Origin of the sequence: Caldicellulosiruptor morganii (genome assembly GCF_026810225.1) — a bacterium.
Lineage (GTDB): Bacteria > Bacillota > Thermoanaerobacteria > Caldicellulosiruptorales > Caldicellulosiruptoraceae > Caldicellulosiruptor > Caldicellulosiruptor morganii.
Genome location: NZ_CP113865.1, coordinates 328,883 through 345,732, shown reverse-complemented (window position 1 = coordinate 345,732; position 16,850 = coordinate 328,883). Strand labels below are relative to the sequence as shown.

General features: G+C 35.0%; 18 protein-coding genes and 2 pseudogenes. 3 read left to right on the top strand and 17 right to left on the bottom strand.

The features are described 5' to 3' along the window. Window positions 1-27 precede the first annotated feature (27 nt). On the bottom strand, window positions 28-1,572 hold the full coding sequence (locus OTK00_RS01645) for a glutamate synthase-related protein (protein ID WP_045170504.1): 1,545 nt from the start codon (window positions 1,570-1,572) through the stop codon (window positions 28-30). Beyond that, on the bottom strand, window positions 1,569-2,663 hold the full coding sequence (locus tag OTK00_RS01640; RefSeq protein WP_045168382.1) for a class II glutamine amidotransferase: 1,095 nt from the start codon (window positions 2,661-2,663) through the stop codon (window positions 1,569-1,571). Before OTK00_RS01640 ends, OTK00_RS01645 begins: the two co-directional genes overlap by 4 nt. A 347-nt stretch (window positions 2,664-3,010) precedes the next feature. Here OTK00_RS01640 and OTK00_RS01635 point away from each other — a divergent pair, with 347 nt between their 5' ends. Continuing rightward, window positions 3,011-3,169 carry a hypothetical protein gene (locus OTK00_RS01635; protein ID WP_241765566.1) on the top strand — a complete coding sequence of 53 codons (159 nt, stop codon included), beginning with the start codon at window positions 3,011-3,013 and terminating at the stop codon, window positions 3,167-3,169. After that, window positions 3,151-3,336: a hypothetical protein gene (locus OTK00_RS01630; protein WP_241765567.1), complete on the top strand. Its 186-nt coding sequence runs from the start codon at window positions 3,151-3,153 to the stop codon at window positions 3,334-3,336. The genes OTK00_RS01635 and OTK00_RS01630 overlap by 19 nt, the downstream gene beginning before the upstream one ends. Before the next feature lie 678 nt (window positions 3,337-4,014). On the opposite strand, the gene OTK00_RS01625 is transcribed toward OTK00_RS01630, so the two are convergent. The 6 genes from OTK00_RS01625 to OTK00_RS01600 all read right to left on the bottom strand — a co-directional run bounded on the left by OTK00_RS01625 (window position 4,015) and on the right by OTK00_RS01600 (window position 8,177). Then, window positions 4,015-4,320: a hypothetical protein gene (locus tag OTK00_RS01625; RefSeq protein ID WP_268760813.1), complete on the bottom strand. Its 306-nt coding sequence runs from the start codon at window positions 4,318-4,320 to the stop codon at window positions 4,015-4,017. Between the two features lie 896 nt (window positions 4,321-5,216). Beyond that, entirely contained in the window at window positions 5,217-6,149 is a 933-nt protein-coding gene (locus OTK00_RS01620) for a sigma-70 family RNA polymerase sigma factor (RefSeq protein WP_011916148.1), read from the bottom strand. 24 nt (window positions 6,150-6,173) lie between these two features. Continuing rightward, entirely contained in the window at window positions 6,174-6,659 is a 486-nt protein-coding gene (locus OTK00_RS01615; RefSeq protein WP_011916147.1) for a hypothetical protein, read from the bottom strand. Between the two features lie 196 nt (window positions 6,660-6,855). Continuing rightward, complete coding sequence (locus OTK00_RS01610; protein WP_011916146.1) at window positions 6,856-7,497, bottom strand: hypothetical protein; 642 nt, start codon at window positions 7,495-7,497, stop codon at window positions 6,856-6,858. Between the two features lie 84 nt (window positions 7,498-7,581). Then, complete coding sequence (locus tag OTK00_RS01605) at window positions 7,582-7,884, bottom strand: DUF6809 family protein (RefSeq protein ID WP_011916145.1); 303 nt, start codon at window positions 7,882-7,884, stop codon at window positions 7,582-7,584. Further along, window positions 7,881-8,177, bottom strand: a complete 297-nt coding sequence (locus OTK00_RS01600; RefSeq protein WP_011916144.1) for a hypothetical protein — start codon at window positions 8,175-8,177, stop codon at window positions 7,881-7,883. Before OTK00_RS01600 ends, OTK00_RS01605 begins: the two co-directional genes overlap by 4 nt. 131 nt (window positions 8,178-8,308) lie before the next feature. Between OTK00_RS01600 and OTK00_RS01595 the strand changes: the two genes are divergently transcribed. After that, window positions 8,309-9,538, top strand: coding sequence for an IS256-like element ISCsa2 family transposase (locus tag OTK00_RS01595; RefSeq protein ID WP_011915673.1), 1,230 nt, complete (start codon window positions 8,309-8,311; stop codon window positions 9,536-9,538). Here OTK00_RS01595 and OTK00_RS01590 read toward each other — a convergent pair. From OTK00_RS01590 to OTK00_RS01550, 9 genes and pseudogenes are all read right to left on the bottom strand, one after another. Further along, window positions 9,522-9,833 (bottom strand): annotated as a pseudogene (locus tag OTK00_RS01590) (UPF0236 family transposase-like protein); the annotation flags it as partial. The gene OTK00_RS01595 and the pseudogene OTK00_RS01590 overlap by 17 nt on opposite strands. Before the next feature lie 131 nt (window positions 9,834-9,964). Continuing rightward, window positions 9,965-10,246 (bottom strand): annotated as a pseudogene (locus OTK00_RS01585) (ISLre2 family transposase); the annotation flags it as partial. Between the two features lie 280 nt (window positions 10,247-10,526). After that, window positions 10,527-11,987 (bottom strand): hypothetical protein, encoded by a 1,461-nt coding sequence (locus tag OTK00_RS01580; protein WP_011916142.1) that lies wholly within the window; start codon window positions 11,985-11,987, stop codon window positions 10,527-10,529. Then, on the bottom strand, window positions 11,984-12,724 hold the full coding sequence (locus OTK00_RS01575) for an ABC transporter ATP-binding protein (protein WP_011916141.1): 741 nt from the start codon (window positions 12,722-12,724) through the stop codon (window positions 11,984-11,986). The genes OTK00_RS01580 and OTK00_RS01575 overlap by 4 nt, the downstream gene beginning before the upstream one ends. Then, window positions 12,712-13,254, bottom strand: coding sequence for a cysteine peptidase family C39 domain-containing protein (locus tag OTK00_RS01570; RefSeq protein WP_268760812.1), 543 nt, complete (start codon window positions 13,252-13,254; stop codon window positions 12,712-12,714). The genes OTK00_RS01575 and OTK00_RS01570 overlap by 13 nt, the downstream gene beginning before the upstream one ends. Window positions 13,255-13,409: 155 nt before the next feature. Further along, entirely contained in the window at window positions 13,410-13,604 is a 195-nt protein-coding gene (locus tag OTK00_RS01565; protein ID WP_041722466.1) for a hypothetical protein, read from the bottom strand. Between the two features lie 338 nt (window positions 13,605-13,942). Then, window positions 13,943-15,046: a B12-binding domain-containing radical SAM protein gene (locus tag OTK00_RS01560; protein WP_045170508.1), complete on the bottom strand. Its 1,104-nt coding sequence runs from the start codon at window positions 15,044-15,046 to the stop codon at window positions 13,943-13,945. 16 nt (window positions 15,047-15,062) lie between these two features. Beyond that, window positions 15,063-15,338, bottom strand: a complete 276-nt coding sequence (locus tag OTK00_RS01555; RefSeq protein ID WP_041722465.1) for a hypothetical protein — start codon at window positions 15,336-15,338, stop codon at window positions 15,063-15,065. Further along, window positions 15,332-16,795, bottom strand: a complete 1,464-nt coding sequence (locus OTK00_RS01550) for a radical SAM/SPASM domain-containing protein (RefSeq protein WP_011916138.1) — start codon at window positions 16,793-16,795, stop codon at window positions 15,332-15,334. Before OTK00_RS01550 ends, OTK00_RS01555 begins: the two co-directional genes overlap by 7 nt. Window positions 16,796-16,850: the final 55 nt, after the last annotated feature.

Sequence of the window (16,850 nt, the reverse complement as noted above, 5' to 3'; positions counted from 1 at the left end):
TTTTATTGCCTTTTTTCGCCTAATAATCTAAAAAATTTTTCTTAAAAACCCTCTTGACATTTTACCGTTTGTCTCTCCTGCATGCTTTACACCAAGAATCTCCATCTCTTTTTCTGTAAGCCCAACTGCTCGAAGCATAAGTCTATTTCCTCTCAAGCTCTCCAGAGCATTTATTCCCATCAATCCCAGCATCTCTTTTATCTCATGTGACCATGCACGGAGCAGGTTTGCAGCTCTTTTAGCCCCAATTTCTGGATTTAGCCTTTTTACCAGAACAGGGTCCTGTGTTGCAATACCCCAGTTGCACTTTCCGGTGTGGCACTTCTGGCAAACATGGCACCCTAAGGAAATCAGCGCTGCTGTTCCAATATAGACTGCATCGGCACCAAGTGCAATAGCCTTTACAACATCCGCGCTGTTTCTGATTGAACCTGCAACAATTATTGAAACCTGATTCCTGATCCCTTCTTCTCGAAGTCTTGAGTCAACCGCTGCCAGTGCCAGCTCAATAGGTATACCAACATTGTCTCTTATTCTAAGCGGTGCTGCTCCTGTTCCGCCCCTTACACCGTCTATTGTGATAAAGTCAGCCCCTGCTCTTGCAATCCCAGATGCAATGGCTGCAACGTTGTGCACAGCTGCAATCTTGACACCAACCGGTTTTGTGTAGTTTGTCGCCTCTTTTAGAGCAAAAATGAGCTGTCTTAAGTCTTCAATTGAATAAATATCATGGTGCGGTGCCGGTGAGATTGCGTCAGAGCCAACTGGAATCATTCTCGTTCTTGATACCTCTTCACCAACCTTCTCACCAGGAAGGTGCCCGCCAATTCCCGGCTTTGCACCCTGACCTATCTTTATCTCAATTGCTGCACCTGCGTTCAGATAGTCAACATCAACACCAAATCTTCCCGATGCGCACTGAACTATTGCTCTTTCTTTGTATTTGTAAAGCTTTTGATGAAGTCCACCTTCACCTGTATTCCAGTATGTCCCTACCTCAACTGCTGCCGCTGCCAAAGACTCGCAAGCATTGAGCGATATTGAACCAAATGACATCGCAGAAAACATAATAGGTACCTCTAATTCAAGCTGTGGTGGAAGCTTTGTTTTAAGGTTGCCGTTTTCATCGAACTCAAGCTTATCAGGCTTTCTACCAATAAAGGTTTTGAGCTCCATTGGCTCTCTCAGCGGGTCAATTGATGGATTTGTAACCTGGGATGCGTTTATCAGGAGCCTATCCCAGTAAATTGGTATTGGCTTGTCATTGCCCATACCGGTCAAAAGTATTCCACCTGTCTCTGCCTGTTTGTAGATTTCATTTATATAAGCTGCTGTCCAGTTAGCATTCTCCTTGAATGCATTTTCTGTCTTTTTGATTGTAAGTGCTTTTGTCGGGCACATAACAACACATCTGTGGCATGCAACACACTTTGAAGAATCTGCAACAACCCTGTCTTCCTCTTCATCATATTCATGAACTTCGTTTGCGCACTGTCTCACACATACTTTACAGCGAATACACTTTAGCTCGTCCCTTACGACCTCAAATTCGTTTTCATATAGCGAAATCATACTATCACCCCTTCATCAAGAGTAACATAAACAGCTTCGCCACCCTTGGGCATCCAGACCCTATCAAGGTCTTTGCAAATCTCCCTGATAGCCGACTCCTCTGATGCAACATAAACAAAGTCGCCTTTTTGTGCTGCAACAAGTGGTCTTAGCTTTATCCTATCATTCAATGCCAATATTCCATTTGAAAATCCCAAAATGATAGAAAATGGACCGTTTACAAGGCATGATTGATACACAGCTCTAATTGCTCTCAGTTTTTCTCTTTCCTCTTCGCTTTGCCTGTCTATCACACTCCAGAACGGTGCTGCCAGTGCTTTTGCTGCAATCTCAACAGGAAGTTTGTGCTTTCTTAAAAGCAGATCAAAAAGGTATGCCATGACCTCTGTGTCTGTTCTGAGTGTGCATCTGTATCCAAACATCTCTAAGTATCTATAATTTGTCCCATATGATGAAATCTCACCGTTGTGGACAATTGACCAGTCAAGCAGTGTAAACGGGTGTGCACCGCCCCACCAGCCAGGTGTGTTTGTTGGAAATCTTGAATGTGCTGTCCAGATATATGCCTTGTATTCATCAATCCTGAAAAACTCTCCTATATCTTCAGGATATCCAACCCCTTTGAATGCTCCCATGTTCTTGCCGCTTGAAAATACATATGCACCCTCAATTTGACTGTTTATGAACATGACACTGTCAACAACAAAGTCCTCTTCTGTCTTTTCGGTATCTCTCAACCTTTTCTCAAGAGGCTTTACAAAGTATCGCCACACAATCGGAGCGTTTTGAATGCTTGAAACCTTTCTTGTTGGAATCACTTCACCTTCCAAAACCTCAAAGTTCTGGTTCAGAAAATGCTCTGTATCCTCTTTTGCCTTTATGTCATCAAAGAACAGGTGAAAAGCGTACCAGTCTTTTCTGTCAGGATAGATTCCATATGCTGCAAACCCACCGCCAAGCCCATTACCTCTTTCTTTCATAATGGCAATGGAATTTATGATATCTGTGCCCGAAATCCTCACACCTTTTTTGTTAATAAACCCGGATATAGCACAACCCGACGGAATCCTGACTTGCCCTTCTCTTAGCAATTTTTATACCTCCTGTATATTAATTGTAATTTTTATCTGTATCATAGTTTTTACAAAATTCTGTTAAATTCTTGCATGCAAAAAACAATATTAATACATGTATACAATAGGGTTAAGTTTAATTATAGCAGCAATTTTTAAAATCTTCAATAATAATTTGAGATAATTTTTTCACTTTTTGCAAGTTGAAAATAAAAAACTTGCAAATCAGATGCAGACTTTGTAAAATTTTATATGTGGAAATTTTAAGCGAAGGATTTTTAGAATGTTTACTTATTGCAATGATTACCGGTTGGAATTTAATATAACACATCAGAGAGTAAAAATGAATTTTTTGGGGTGAGAAAATGCCAAAGCGAAATATGAGCAGTCAGCCATCATTGTTTGGTGACCCGGGATTTTCCTCGTGGGGAATGGCCTGTTATAAAAAAGGACAGAAGAACATTGTAGAAAGACACACACACACGACTGCGATGAGTACTACTTTGTGCTTGAAGGAAAATTGAAAGTAATTTCAGAAGACAGGGAATACATACTCGAAAAAGGTGACATGCTCTGGACAAAGATGGGCGACTTTCATGAAATTGTGGAGGCTTTAGAAGACACAACAATGTTCTGGCTGGAAGGTCCTCTTATGGGCAAAAAGCGAAAAGGCCATCAGTATGAGCTATGAAAAAAACATGGGCTGCCACAACTAAAGAGGTATAAATATTTCATTTTCGTTTAAGTTTATTATAATGCTGTAAATTAAATCACGTATTTTAGCAAACAAAATATAAAGGGTAACTGCACCTACGATAGCAGAGCAGTTACCCTAAATTTTTGCAGTCTCTTAGATAGCTGAAAGATAATCATCAAATAAAATGTTTATAATACTATTCCAACCATCAAAACTCTCAAAAACAAATGGCGCGCCCAAGAGGATTCGAACCCCTGACCTACGGATTAGAAGATTGAGGAGATATCATTTTACAAACTTTAACAAATCTCAAACAACTTGATACGTCTTAATTACAAGACTTTGAAAATTTATTCCAGCTCAATAAAAAATACATTTTTTTATTCCGGTAGCTGTAGTGTAGCTGTAGTAAAATCTTGACCAATAATTTGTGAACCTCAAGCTTTCTCAAGTTTTATCAAATTCAAAACCTTAACAAACCTTAAGTTTTACTAAGTAGCTTTTTCTCAAGATTCTGGAGTTCAAACTCAAGCCTGCAAAGAACAGACAAGCTCCAAAAAACATTGAAAACTTGCGGTTGCATATGCAAAGCCCAGCGCGCTGGTCCTGACTGAAAAACTGCAGAGATTTATAATACCCTACCCTTTTAAAGTGGCTTTCCAAGTTAGGAAGTCACCATTTAATGGTCTGCAAAAACTGCAATTTGTTATGTTGTTCTTTTTTTAGGGACTCCGAAATCTCCGAATAGTTCGCCCTGTATTTATGATGTTCAAAGTTAGAATACCTTTTGTAGAGTGTTCTCCAAAGGTTAGCATTTGTTAGCATGTCCAAATATACAAATTTCGTCTGCTTGGCAGAAAACAGACAACGAATTTCATCGGCTGTTAAACTTGAATAACTGCCATTTTGAGATGTGCCAAGGTTGATAAGCTTTAAAGAGAGGTCAAAGCTGTAGCTTAGTTTGACATTTCTTAACACAAGACAGCGTTTACAAAATAATTTGACACTTCTTGACAATTTAAAACTGTTAACCTGTTAATCTTTTCTTGCTGGTTGTTAAGCTTGTTACACTTTAACCGCTGCGGTCAAAATCAGCTCTGTTAATTTGTCAACCTGTCACGCTAAACTTTGCATTTGACACGTTTGACAACCTTCTCAAAGCATTTTAAAAGCTTCTACAACACGCAAAAGAGACGTGAGGGATAAAAGTACGACCTGCCACTCAGATATGGCTTATAAGCCACGGTAAAAATGGAAATGCAGTCAATGTTTGTGATGCAGTAATTTGCTGCACCCTTGCAAGGCACCACAAAATAGGGTACACCTCACCAAATGTCACACTCTTAAAGTCCTAAATACCTTCCACGTTAGAGTTTACAACGCTTTGCTGGTCTTTAGAGGGTGGTTAAAATGTGTCAAAATGGGACATTTCCTTTTGTAATCTTACAAAAGTTTTTGCTTATCATATTTAAATATTTTAGCCATTTTGCATTTGCTGATTTATTTGTTTTTAAGCAATTTTAAAATTATTTTAGACTTTTTAAGCCAAAATACAAAACTTTGTTTGTTTTTAGCCCTTTTTGTTTAACCCCCCTCGTGTGCGTGTGGAGTGCAGGTTTTTGAAGCTGGGCCCGCCGGTCTCAAGATGGCTTGCCTACTTGTCAAGGTGGGGGGATATACAGAAGCTTATATACCCCCTATAGGGTATATGGACTTTTTTCGCACTTTTTTCGCAAGGTTGTAATTCAGTCGCCACAAGGTTTTTAGGTTTTTTCTGGACTTTTTTCGCAATAGCTGCGAAAAAAGTAGGTATACTAAAAACCTTGATATTCCTATTCTCAAGACTTTTTTCGCTTTTTTCGCAAGAAAAATTTTTACAAAGCTAACTTTTTGACCACTCTTTTTAATTGTTCTCTGTACTTGCTGCCATACTTTTGTACCATCGAAAGATGTGAAAGACAAAATACAAAGTAATCTTTAAGAAGTCTTACATTATAGACTGTGAGATTATCCCAGTTGCGTTCAATAAACTCTTCTACTTCCCACTTGGCAGCAAGAAGTTTGATTCTGTCCTGTTCACCTTGTTGTTTTAAAACCCTAAGCTTGCTGAGCTGTGGTATTGTAGACAAAACCTCAAGCTGTTTTCTTTTCTCCTCTCTATCAATAACAGTTGCCTCAACTGGTGAATAGCCAAAATTACTACCACTTGCTATGTGCACAGCTGGGCAGGATATAAACACTGTCAAGTCGTCAAGGTCTGCCTCAAACTGTTCTTGTCTCATCTTGGCTATTATCTTTCTTCTTGCTTTTTTGAACACCTTATCACTTGCAGGTGGATTCTTTCCTGTGGAGATGTAATATAAAACCCTCTCTTTTTCCTCATCAGTCAAGGTATCAAAATACCTTTGCAGTTTATCAATAGTGTCTTTTCTAATTACTTCTTTTTCAACTGAATAACCATCTGATATTGTATCTGCAACTGTAGATGTATCTTCTTCTGGTTCTTTTGATACTGGACTGTCCAAAGAGATGGCACAAGATAACTTGTATTTTGGCAAGCTTCTTTTTATCTTGCTCTCAATCACCTTACAAGCATAAGTAGAAAAACTGCCTTTGGTAGGGTCATAGTTCTTTGCTGCAACAACAAGACCAATATAGCCTTCACTGACAAGGTCCTCCACTTCATAGTAATAGCCTTTTGGACATGGCATAAATTTATTTGCAACATGATACACAAGCTTTAAGTTGTCGACAATTAGAAGCTGTCTCTGGGATTCTGTAAGCTGCGGTAAAGCTGTTTGCTGCATTTGTTGTAATCACTCCTTTGCAGCTTAGTTCAAAACAGTAACGTCATTTACCTCATTAATTGCTTGAACAATCTCTCTCATCCTCTGGAGTAGTTCCTCGTTGCCAGTGTCCTTTTTATCATCAAGTCCAAGAGCAAGCCTCTGTCCTTTCTGCACCCTCTCAACCACCAAAGCCAGTTTTTCAAGTGCATAAATGTTTATTTTGCCATCCTTGGTTTTGATGGTTTTCTCATCATGCAAAGCCTGCCACACCAAATCAAGAAGTCTGTCCCAAAACTTAACGTGCAAAGTATTGTAGTCGCTTGCTTTTTCTATTTGCTTTTGTAGAGTTTTTTCAACCACAAGCTGATTCTTGGTTTTGCTAAGTTGTCTTTTCTCCTGAGTCCAACCTTTTGCTCTGTTTCTCAAAAATCCATAGCTTATATTTTTGGCTTCTGCAAACTCTTTGAGAGTCTTAAACTCCCCAAGCATAAACTCACGTTTTAAACTTTCCCAGTCATAGTATGGCATTTTGAAATCACCTCAAACTTATGTTCCTACAATGATTATACCATCTGCAAAGCTTTTATGTCGAATTTTGTCATAGTCTTGCTATGTGTTTGCAACAAAAAAGGTATCCCCAAATAAGGATACCCCTTTTGCGAAATAAAGGGAAGTTTGCATGCGCAAAGCTGGCCCGCACGGTCTGTTAAACTTGAGCAAAATTTTAAACATCCCCATACCGTCTGCCTTTGATAATTTTCAAATGTTTTGGCCTTTCCCTTACTCTTATTGTTTTACCTGTTTGTTCGTCAAATAAAAACTTTTTGCCTTGGCTGTCTTGATATAACCTATAAGTTTTAACTCCAAGCTCTTTTGCTATCTCCTCGGCAATAGTTGGTTTGCCTTCAAATCTTCTTAAATTGCTGATTGTGACCATGTATCTTACAAGAAATTCTTCTATGTCGTCGTTGACATAATCCCATAAAAAATCAATAACCTTGTCACCAATAGGACTGTTCATATCAACTTTGCTGAGCATTGCTTTTGTTGTGTAGTAGTCTTTAATGCCATATTTGTGACCTTTGTAAAATTTCTTGATAGGGAAAATATTCATAAACTGCCCTGGTGTCATCTGAGAAAAGAATTGTAGTATAGTCCAATGGAGCGAAAGTTCAGCGTTAACCTCTCCTTTTGTTATAAACTCAGGTTCTGGTTTAGTAATTACATACTTCAAAAGATAATATGCAATCTTTGGTGAGATTTCTTTAATTTCTTCTTCAGGTATTAAGCCTAATTGATTGCCACGCACAAAGTTTGAGCTCAATCTCTTGGCAGCTTTAAGGTACAAAACAGGATTAACTTTCATTGCCTTTAATCCTCCTTAACACGGCTAAATTTTATACCTTAGAGCCGACAGGCTGAAAACCTATCGGCTCATGAATCTGCTGTTTCATTCTGCCAAAAGCTTTACTGTCAGCTTTGCACCATCTTTGAGCCCTTGCTTATAACCGTGAAGTTCATAGATGGCACATAAATAGCTCTGGAGCTCTTCAATCTCTTCATAAATTTTCTTTGCTTCATCACTCATCAGTTCTTTGAGCTTTGCCTCAAGGATATCAATTTGTCCTGTTGTCTTCAAATACTCTTGGTCTTTTAAAATTTCATTAGACCTATAGCTTACAAGGTCAACTGTTAGCTGTGAAAAGACTTTTTCAAATACATCATTTGTTTGAGTTTTCTCAATTGTTATCATTGATAAACCGCCTCGCTTTCTGACTTAGATTTTAGAAATATGTCCTTTGGAATTGTGAATCCTTTGTCCTGCCAAAACTTGAGTTCTTCCTCCAATGGTGGATATCTGAGCTCTACCAGATTCTCAATACCTTCATTGTGTATACACTCTTTTAAGTACTCAAGCAAGATAAGAGTTCTTAAACACTGAGAAGCTTCTCTGTTATTCCCAGCTTTGAGGTTCTTTATAAAGATTGAAGAGAATAGCTCTGTGCCTTGGTCTAAAAGTGCAATCAAAAGCTTTCTGTAGTCCATATCAATGGCAGAAGCAATTGTAAACCAGTGAGCTGTCTCTAACTCTCTTTTGGTTGCTCTGGGAGTTAAAATAAAATTGTGTCCACTGTATAATTAGTGTTGAAATAATCACCAAAGGGGGGCTCACGATTATGGAGAAAAATGAAATTTTTGAAACCGCTAAAAATATGGCTATCGAGCAAGTATTAAATATGTATTGCTCCAAAGATGATCCTACTCGCCCAGCTTTAAAACAGCTTTTGGAAAACTTGCTCGATTGCTTTATGTTATCAGAAAGAACTGTTTACCTTGCTAAAAACGAAAACGATAAAGGCAATGGTTTTTACGGCAGAAAACTTGCAACACCTGTTGGCAGCCTTGAAATTTCTGTTCCTCGCACACGCTCTGGTAACTTTCGACCTTCCATTCTCCCTGACCGCTACAAAAGGGTTGACAGCTCATACACTGACCTGCTCATGTCTTTAGTCGCCAATGGTTACTCAGAAAGTTCTCTTGTCCAAACTCTTAAAAGCATGAATCTGCCTTATTCTGAAGACGAAATCGAAAAAATCAAAAACGATCTTAAAAACGAGCTTCAACTTTTCAAACAAAGAGAACTTCCTGAAAGTGCTTTTGCTCTTATCATTGACGGTTACCATTGCGAAATTAAAGATAACTCAAAAGTTAAACAAGCTACTTGCTATGTCGTGCTTGGCATTGATTTAGAAGGCAAAAAAGATATCTTCGGTATCTACACTTTCTTCGGCAAAGAAAACAAAGCCGATTGGATGAGAGTCTTTGACGACTTAATTACAAGAGGTCTTAAAAAAGTCTTAATAGTTGTAAGCGATGATTTTCCAGGCATTATCGATGCTGTTAGACTCGCTTATCCCCTTGCCGACCATCAACTATGTTTTGTTCACCTTCAACGCAATGTCAGAAAACATATGGCAAAAGATGATGCTTCCGTTTTCAACAAAGAGCTTGATAAACTAAGAACTTCCTCTGCTGATTTTGACGAAGCTATTTCAAAGTTCAAACTTCTTTGTGAGCAATACTCCTCAAAATATCCTCGATTCATAAAAGGTATTTGCGAAAAAGCAGAGTTCTATCTTGCACATATGAGGTATCCTGAAGATTTAAGAAAGTACATTTATACTACTAATGCTGTAGAAAGCGTAAACAGTATGATTGAAAAGATAAGAATAAACTCCGGTGGTTATTTTCAATCTGTAGAAGTTTTAGAGATAAACATATATTTACAAAGAGAAAACTTGCGTCGGGGCAAGTGGAAAAACGGAGTACCTATTCTTAAAAAATGTAGTTACAATATATTACAGCTCTACAATATACGCTATGAAATGGAAACACAAAATTCTTGACAAGTCTCTCCTTATAATACGTCCTCTCATATTCAATATCCCCAAATATTGTCTTTAAACTTCTCTTGTCTTTCCTTACAACCTCATACCTCTTCTTCCTCTCTTCGTTTTCTTTTGCTGATTCCTCTATAAATTTACATGCCTCCTCTATCATCTCCTTACCTATCTGGTCCAATTGCTTCTTGAGCTCAATTGAATATTCTGTTAAATCTTTCTCCCTTCGCACTATCTTCTCTAATCCGTCCTCAAAAGTCTTTAAAAGTTCTTCTATTTTTGATACAATATTTTTAGTCATTTTGCTCCCTCCTTTGGTTTGTTTTTCCTTTTCTTTTTTAGTTTTTTCAACCTTATATTCTACATCATTTTTTCTCTTCTACCAAGAGGAGGGAGCTTTTTGATAGTGTCAAGTGTTTGTAGAGAAATTTTTTACAAAAATAAGACTGCATTTAAGAAATCTCCCAATGCTTAAACCTTTTAGTATTCCAAACGTCAAATTAACTTTTCCTCTTGCTAAAATTGGTACATTATCCCATGTTTCCTTAATTTGCTTTTTTATCATCTTTACGTTTTTTTACAATTTCGTCCAATATTTTATATTATTTCCTTCCATTGCTACAAATTTTTTTATATGCTTCTTTCAAATTTCAAATTTACACCGTTATATTTCAAGCTCAATAGCCTTACCATCACTTCAGCTTTCTGTTCACTTCATCCTGTTGGTCTTTAACTCATCCTAATTAGTTTTGAAACAACTTTTAGAAAACCGTGCTCAGTTGCTATGCGTTATTGAAAAGGTCAAACTACCTTGCTAAGAATCACAATGACGAGGGTACCTCCTTTGTTGTATTTTGTCATAAGTTGTCCAACTTACATTCTGAATTTTATCAGGAGGTATCTCCTTCATGCAAATCTGAATTACACTTCATTTTCAATTATTTTCGTTCATTGCAAGAACGCTCATATAAAATTACAGCGAGTTGTCCTACAATTAATCATTTACCTTATCAATGTAGAGATAACCAACTATAAAAATACTAATTATTGTAACTATGGTAACTATTGCTATCACAATAAACCCCAATGGAACATTACTTATCTTATATCCATTGTTTGCCCATCGAGTTAATGCTATAGGCAAAACAATTCCTACAACCCAATAAAAAATTTCCCCTAACACAGAAACACCTCTTTTTTGAAGGTATATATTTCCATTTTTCTTTTGTAGAAATAGAACTGAGATACCCATTGCTAACATAACAAAAATAAAACTAAATAATAATATCAACAATATATTTTGGATATAAAATCCTTCTTTATAGAAAAGAATTGATAGAAAAATATAGGATATCAACGTCGGTATTAAGACGAAAATATAAGACAGTACAGTTCGCATTAAATAATAATTTTTTAATGTACCTCTCAGCATCTTAATTAAGTTTAAAGCTACCCCATCTCTGCCAATCAAATGTAATGTAATTATCCCGGAAAAACTGTATGGAAGACACAACAATATAAGCAAAATGCTATATTTTTCAAACCAAGAGAATTTCGATAATGAAATTATTATAATAACAAATATAATTAACATTTGAATTAATTGATCTATTTCTCTTAAGTAGTAAAGACAATCCTTTTTAGCTGTTGCAGTCATAAAACTGCCCCATTTATTTTTACCATAATTTCTAGTTTCTGTGCGACTATTAGAAATATTTAAAATTTCAAAAAATGCAGAAAAGTAAGTACATGTCGCCTTTATCGATAATGCTACCAACACTAATAGAAGATTAGTAGTTGCTATCCAATACCACGCATTATTGTATAGCTTAAAAATAAAACTTGTATCAATGTGTAAAACTGCTATTATCGACATCACAAAGAAAAATAACACTAATCCATAAGTTACTACTTTTCGCAATAGTTCATTGGTTATTTTTTTAGCTATTAATGCAGAAACTACCATGCCCCACATTAGACTAGCTATCGTAAGAAGAAAAAGAACAAACCATTGGACACAAAAAATTTCCCACTTTATAGCCTCACTGCCCCATGGAACAACAAATAACAGCAGTATTAGCATAATTATACAAAATTCTAGTATCTGAGTTGTTATTTTCCAATTAACAATGAACTGACGTGATATAGGTAACGATAGCATAAACATGATTTCTTCTCGTTCTCCATACTCAAATTTTAAAAGACCAATTAAGTTACCAACTCCAATAGTAAAAATTACAATAGCAAGCCACTTTTCAATCAATAAAGAAGGAAGATAAATTTTAAAAGACTCTGGCACGTAATGTAAACTCAAAATAAAAAATAGTATCCCTAAAGCCAAAGTAAAAATACTCAGTAAGATTCTTTTTTTAGAACACTCACAATTTAATGGTATACCTATTGTTCGAACAGCGCGTATAAAAGCAGAAGAAAAAAAAGCTTTATATAGCTTCATTCTATATTTTTCACCTCGTGAATTATTTTTTTGTATAATACTTCTACTGAACCATCGTTTTTTACTTTACATTTTATATGCCCCTGATGAAATATTGCAATTTCATCTGCAATCTCTTGGGCTAAAGATAAATGATGTGTAGAAAGCAAAATAGCTCTTTTCTGAGCTCTACATTCGCGCAAGATATCTTTTAATGTCAAATAACTATCAGGATCTAAACCGTTTGAAGGTTCATCAAGAATAATAATTTTTTTGCCAAAAGTTATTGCAAAACAAAGAACAAGTTTACGTAACATGCCTTGCGAATAAGAAGCTATTAATTTATTTAAGTGAGAAGTCAAATTAAAAGCGTCTGCGATACTATGAAAACTTAAACTACCACCTTCTTCTAAAGGACAATTATATATACTCTCCATAAATCTTGCAAATTCCCAACCTGTTAATTTGGCGTAGAAAAACGGCGTTTCTGGCAAATATCCAATTTGTTGTCGAATTAAAATTTGAGATTCTTTAATTATTTTGCAAAGTGGATTTCCATAAATAAATACTTCACCACTGTCAGGTAATATTTGTGAAGTAATTATTTTAATGAAAGTAGTTTTTCCTGCACCATTAGGTCCTAACAACGACAGTATCTGTCCCTCTGAAAGCTTAAGACTTATCTTTTCTATTCCTTCAATCCCTTGAGAAGTTTTGCGATAAATCTTTGTAAGCTCTATAGTTTCTATGGGATACATATGTTATCCTCCCCTCTTTTTGCAATAGTTTTGCTACGAGTAAGTGGATTATAAATAAAAATAACTTTTTTTGTCCAACAATCTTCAAAAGAATATCTTGACAATTTTATTTTACCGAAATAAGGATCAATAATGTAAATATATTTCTCGTGTATTTTCTCTATCATAACCCAATGATACAAATCTTCTTTCCCACATAGCACTTTTAACATTAATTTGGTAGGTTTTACCCACCACCCCTCAAATGGATAATAAATTTTTAAAAGTGTCATAACTTTGCCATTCCTTTTAATACTCTCTTCAATTAGCGTGAGTGTTGCTTCACTATAACCGTAAGCTAAGCAACCATGCTTTGAGGCAACTTCAACAATATCTTTCATTGAACTAGGTTCTGGCAATGATAAATCAGCATGAAAAAGCTCAAAATCCATTAAAATCTGGCTTAAAACTGCCTTTCCACAATCAAAATGCTTCACTTGCATCTGGATTCCATCATCATTTTCCTTTCCAAGACCTAATCCAATTTTCATAATACGTCTAATTATAAAATCATTTTTCTTGAAAAAATATGCTAACATAGAAATCAACAACATAAACAATAGGGGTAATACAGCCCATAGAGATAATATAATAATCACATAATATAAATATTCTATCATGTTTTCCTTTTCTCCTTTAAAAAGATTTAAATAGGTACTTTTATCATTTCATAAATAAAGTCTACAGGGCAAAGAATCCCAAATTGTGATATCTCATCGGTTACTATCCAAACATATTTTTTATCGTCCTTTACAATAATATCTTTTAATATACCTGCAAATGTTAAATTGTTTTGACATCTTAAAACAACACGAAAGCCAACAAGAAACTCATACATCATTTTTCTGATTCACCTCATCTTCATTTGTACTTCTAATTTTATGGATTATACTTAAATAATCATCAATCATTTTAATGTAGTTACTATGATTGTACTTAGTCAACAATGGTAATATTTGTCCTGTTTTTCTTAAATAGTTAAAATAAAAAAATGCCCTCCTTAAATCATCTAATGTAAAATTATTAGTACTGAAGATAGGCGTTCCTAAATCATATAAACGCCAATTATATGTATGAATTTTCAATCCATATTGTAGTTCATACAGTTTAAGTCTATTCCATATTTTCGTACCAGGAAAAGGAGTGCAAATTCCCATCACAGATATTGCTACACCACATTTATCTAAATTTGTCAGCTAAAATAAGGGTTCTTTCAATAGATTCTAATGTATCACTTGGATGACCAATAATAAAAGAACATTCTGCACGAATACCTTTTGAAGCTAATAGTGTAATTGCTTTTAATACTTTTTCTACAGTTATCCTTTTTTCAATAGATTTAAGAACTTCATCATCGCCACTTTCTACACCAATATGAACAGATATGCATTTTGATTTATACAATATCTCCACCAATTCTCCATCAATAACATCAACTCTACTCTTACACGACCAAGGAATGTTAATTTCTAAAATTTTTAAATAACTTAAAAACTTTTTCAACCTTATTCGATTAGCTGTAAAAGTATCATCTAAAGGTCCAAACATTTTAAAGGATAAAAGTTTGTAATAGTAATAGATAAGACTTGCTAACCACTCAGCTGAGTGGCAGCGATATTTTGGACCCGATAGAGCTCTCGAAGCACAAAAAATACATTCTCCAGGACACCCTCGGCTGGATACAAAAACAAAACCTTCTCCTTCTCTAATTATAGATTGGACCTTTTCAGAAAACCATGGAAAAGGCATAATATCAAGAGAATCTATAAAGCCTCTTTTAGGATTAGCAATACATTGTCCTAAACTGTTACGGTACACAAGTCCATATATATCTTTTAAATTTGGAACTCCATACTGTAGATACTCTAATAATTCAACTAAAACAGGTTCACCTTCTCCTAAGCAACAAAAGTCTACAGCATAGCAATCTTTCATAACTTCTTCAAACATAAAACTAACATGGGGACCGCCCATAATTATTGGAACATCATAATAAATTTCTTTGGCAGTTTCAGCTATTTTATAAGCATCTAGAATAGAATCAGTATAGCTTGATATACCGATTAATAATGGTCTTTTACTTTGTGTAAGTTTTTTAACAAATTCTCTTTTGCTTAGTGGCTCTAAGTATAAGTCTATAATAGTTACATCATATCCATTCATCTTCAATATATTAGCAAGGCAAATCAATCCAAAAGGTGGATAAGGATACCTTTCTTTGTACTTTTCAGTAATTAATGAGAATTTGCAGGCTTGAATTAATATAACATGTGACCGCGTCATTATTCTTCCCCCCATATTACCATAATTCATCTCGTATTACAACCAAACCATAACGCAAAAACACAGATACTACTTCTACTAATTCATCATAGCTGATATTAATGTTTTCTGAAATTAATAGTTGATAAAGTTCTCCTATTGTCAATTGTCCATTTTCACTTATTTTTCTCCAAATCAATCCCTGGAGAGTACCAAGATAAATTTCATATTCACTGTTAACTATTCTAATACAGCCGTTCAGCGGTTGTTCTGTTGTAATATTTTGCATAATTAATTGTCTTTTTTCTAACATGTCAATCTTTTTATACCTCCTTCTCTTGTTTCGTAAATCTTATTTGCATAAGTTCTTATTACAGGCAGAGAAATCCTTTTCCAAAAATCTATAAAGCGCTTTTGGAATATATCACATAAATAATCACATTCCTTCAAATCCTTGGCAGTTGCTCTACATCCACCACCACAGAAATATCGAAACAAACATTCTTTGCATTTATCATTTTTTTCAACTGAAAATAACTCTATCATTTTATCGCGTCCTCTTTTATAAATCTTTTCAAGTCCTTCCTCAAAAACATTGCCAAAATATAACATTTCTCTTCTCATTAAGGCAGCACAAGGAAATACATCTCCCTTTGGATCAATTGCAATTGTCAATATACCAGCACTACACCTTTCTTTTTTAAGTGGGCTTAGTAATTCAGAAGCTGGATCAAAACTTGTATCGATAATTGGAAGTCTAACATTAAGATTTCTCATATCCTCGAAGGATTTATAGAATTCTTGTACAAGTTTATCATAAGCAGTAAAAGCTTCTTCAGCAAATTGTTGTGACATGAATAAGTCTAATGACGGAAAAGCCAAAGTATTAAGGGGATACTTAGGCCGATTTAAGTGTATATAAGTTGCTTTAACTTGAATTGCAAAATTAAATAATTTTGGAATCTCATTTATATTTTTTGGTAATGGCGTAAATGAAATACCTGTTTTAATGCTTTCAACTTCTGACAATAAAAACATAAATCGATACGCTTTTTCAAAAGAACCTTTCCCTCTAATAGCATCATGAGTTTCAGGTTTTATCCCATCAAAAGAAACCTGGATATCATCAACGTAGTTACAAAGAGATTTTATTTTTCTTTCATTTTCAGGATTACCAGATAAGTATCCATTAGTTATCAACTTAATCTTCCAATCACCTATTTTTCTTGCTTCTCTTAATATATTTTCTAATTCAGGATGGAGTGTTGGTTCGCCCCCAGATATCACTATCTCCTGAACTCCCAAGCTTTGAGCTTCTTTAAATATACGAATTAAATCATTAGCAGGTATAAAGCCTGTATCTCCTTTCATACGTGCAAAACAATGAGAACAATTTAAATTACAGGCATATGTTACATTAATCCATATTTGTTGTAGTCCTAATGATTCAATTTTCTGCTTTTCCCTCGAAGTAAATTTGTTGTCTTTATCTATCCTTATAACAACACCTGTTTCATAAAATTTTTCTACAGTCTCACGAATAATAGGCTTAACTACGTCTATTGGTAAGCCGTAAACCTGAGATATTTTAGCAGTTAATTCATCTATTGTTTTAGGTTCTTTCATTTCTTCTAATAAATATTTTCCTGTAATTGATGTTTTTAACCAGTTGGGCGATGAAACATCTAAAATAATAATATCGTCGTTTGGAAGTGGTATTATTTTTTTCTCTTCGGCATATTTATATTTTATGATTTGTTCTTTACTCATAGTTTCTCCCCTCACTTCTTTAAATTCAGACCTGGACTGAACCTTCATAAAACCT

What these genes read in the sequence shown, in the direction of transcription:
- OTK00_RS01645 (WP_045170504.1), bottom strand. Translation starts at nt 1,572, where the DNA reads ATGATTTCGCTATATGAAAACGAATTTGAGGTCGTAAGGGACGAGCTA.
- OTK00_RS01635 (WP_241765566.1), top strand. Translation starts at nt 3,011, where the DNA reads ATGCCAAAGCGAAATATGAGCAGTCAGCCATCATTGTTTGGTGACCCG.
- OTK00_RS01620 (WP_011916148.1), bottom strand. Translation starts at nt 6,149, where the DNA reads ATGCAGCAAACAGCTTTACCGCAGCTTACAGAATCCCAGAGACAGCTT.
- OTK00_RS01615 (WP_011916147.1), bottom strand. Translation starts at nt 6,659, where the DNA reads ATGCCATACTATGACTGGGAAAGTTTAAAACGTGAGTTTATGCTTGGG.
- OTK00_RS01610 (WP_011916146.1), bottom strand. Translation starts at nt 7,497, where the DNA reads ATGAAAGTTAATCCTGTTTTGTACCTTAAAGCTGCCAAGAGATTGAGC.
- OTK00_RS01605 (WP_011916145.1), bottom strand. Translation starts at nt 7,884, where the DNA reads ATGATAACAATTGAGAAAACTCAAACAAATGATGTATTTGAAAAAGTC.
- OTK00_RS01600 (WP_011916144.1), bottom strand. Translation starts at nt 8,177, where the DNA reads ATGGACTACAGAAAGCTTTTGATTGCACTTTTAGACCAAGGCACAGAG.
- OTK00_RS01595 (WP_011915673.1), top strand. Translation starts at nt 8,309, where the DNA reads ATGGAGAAAAATGAAATTTTTGAAACCGCTAAAAATATGGCTATCGAG.
- OTK00_RS01580 (WP_011916142.1), bottom strand. Translation starts at nt 11,987, where the DNA reads ATGAAGCTATATAAAGCTTTTTTTTCTTCTGCTTTTATACGCGCTGTT.
- OTK00_RS01575 (WP_011916141.1), bottom strand. Translation starts at nt 12,724, where the DNA reads ATGTATCCCATAGAAACTATAGAGCTTACAAAGATTTATCGCAAAACT.
- OTK00_RS01570 (WP_268760812.1), bottom strand. Translation starts at nt 13,254, where the DNA reads ATGAAAATTGGATTAGGTCTTGGAAAGGAAAATGATGATGGAATCCAG.
- OTK00_RS01565 (WP_041722466.1), bottom strand. Translation starts at nt 13,604, where the DNA reads ATGATGTATGAGTTTCTTGTTGGCTTTCGTGTTGTTTTAAGATGTCAA.
- OTK00_RS01560 (WP_045170508.1), bottom strand. Translation starts at nt 15,046, where the DNA reads ATGACGCGGTCACATGTTATATTAATTCAAGCCTGCAAATTCTCATTA.
- OTK00_RS01555 (WP_041722465.1), bottom strand. Translation starts at nt 15,338, where the DNA reads ATGTTAGAAAAAAGACAATTAATTATGCAAAATATTACAACAGAACAA.
- OTK00_RS01550 (WP_011916138.1), bottom strand. Translation starts at nt 16,795, where the DNA reads ATGAGTAAAGAACAAATCATAAAATATAAATATGCCGAAGAGAAAAAA.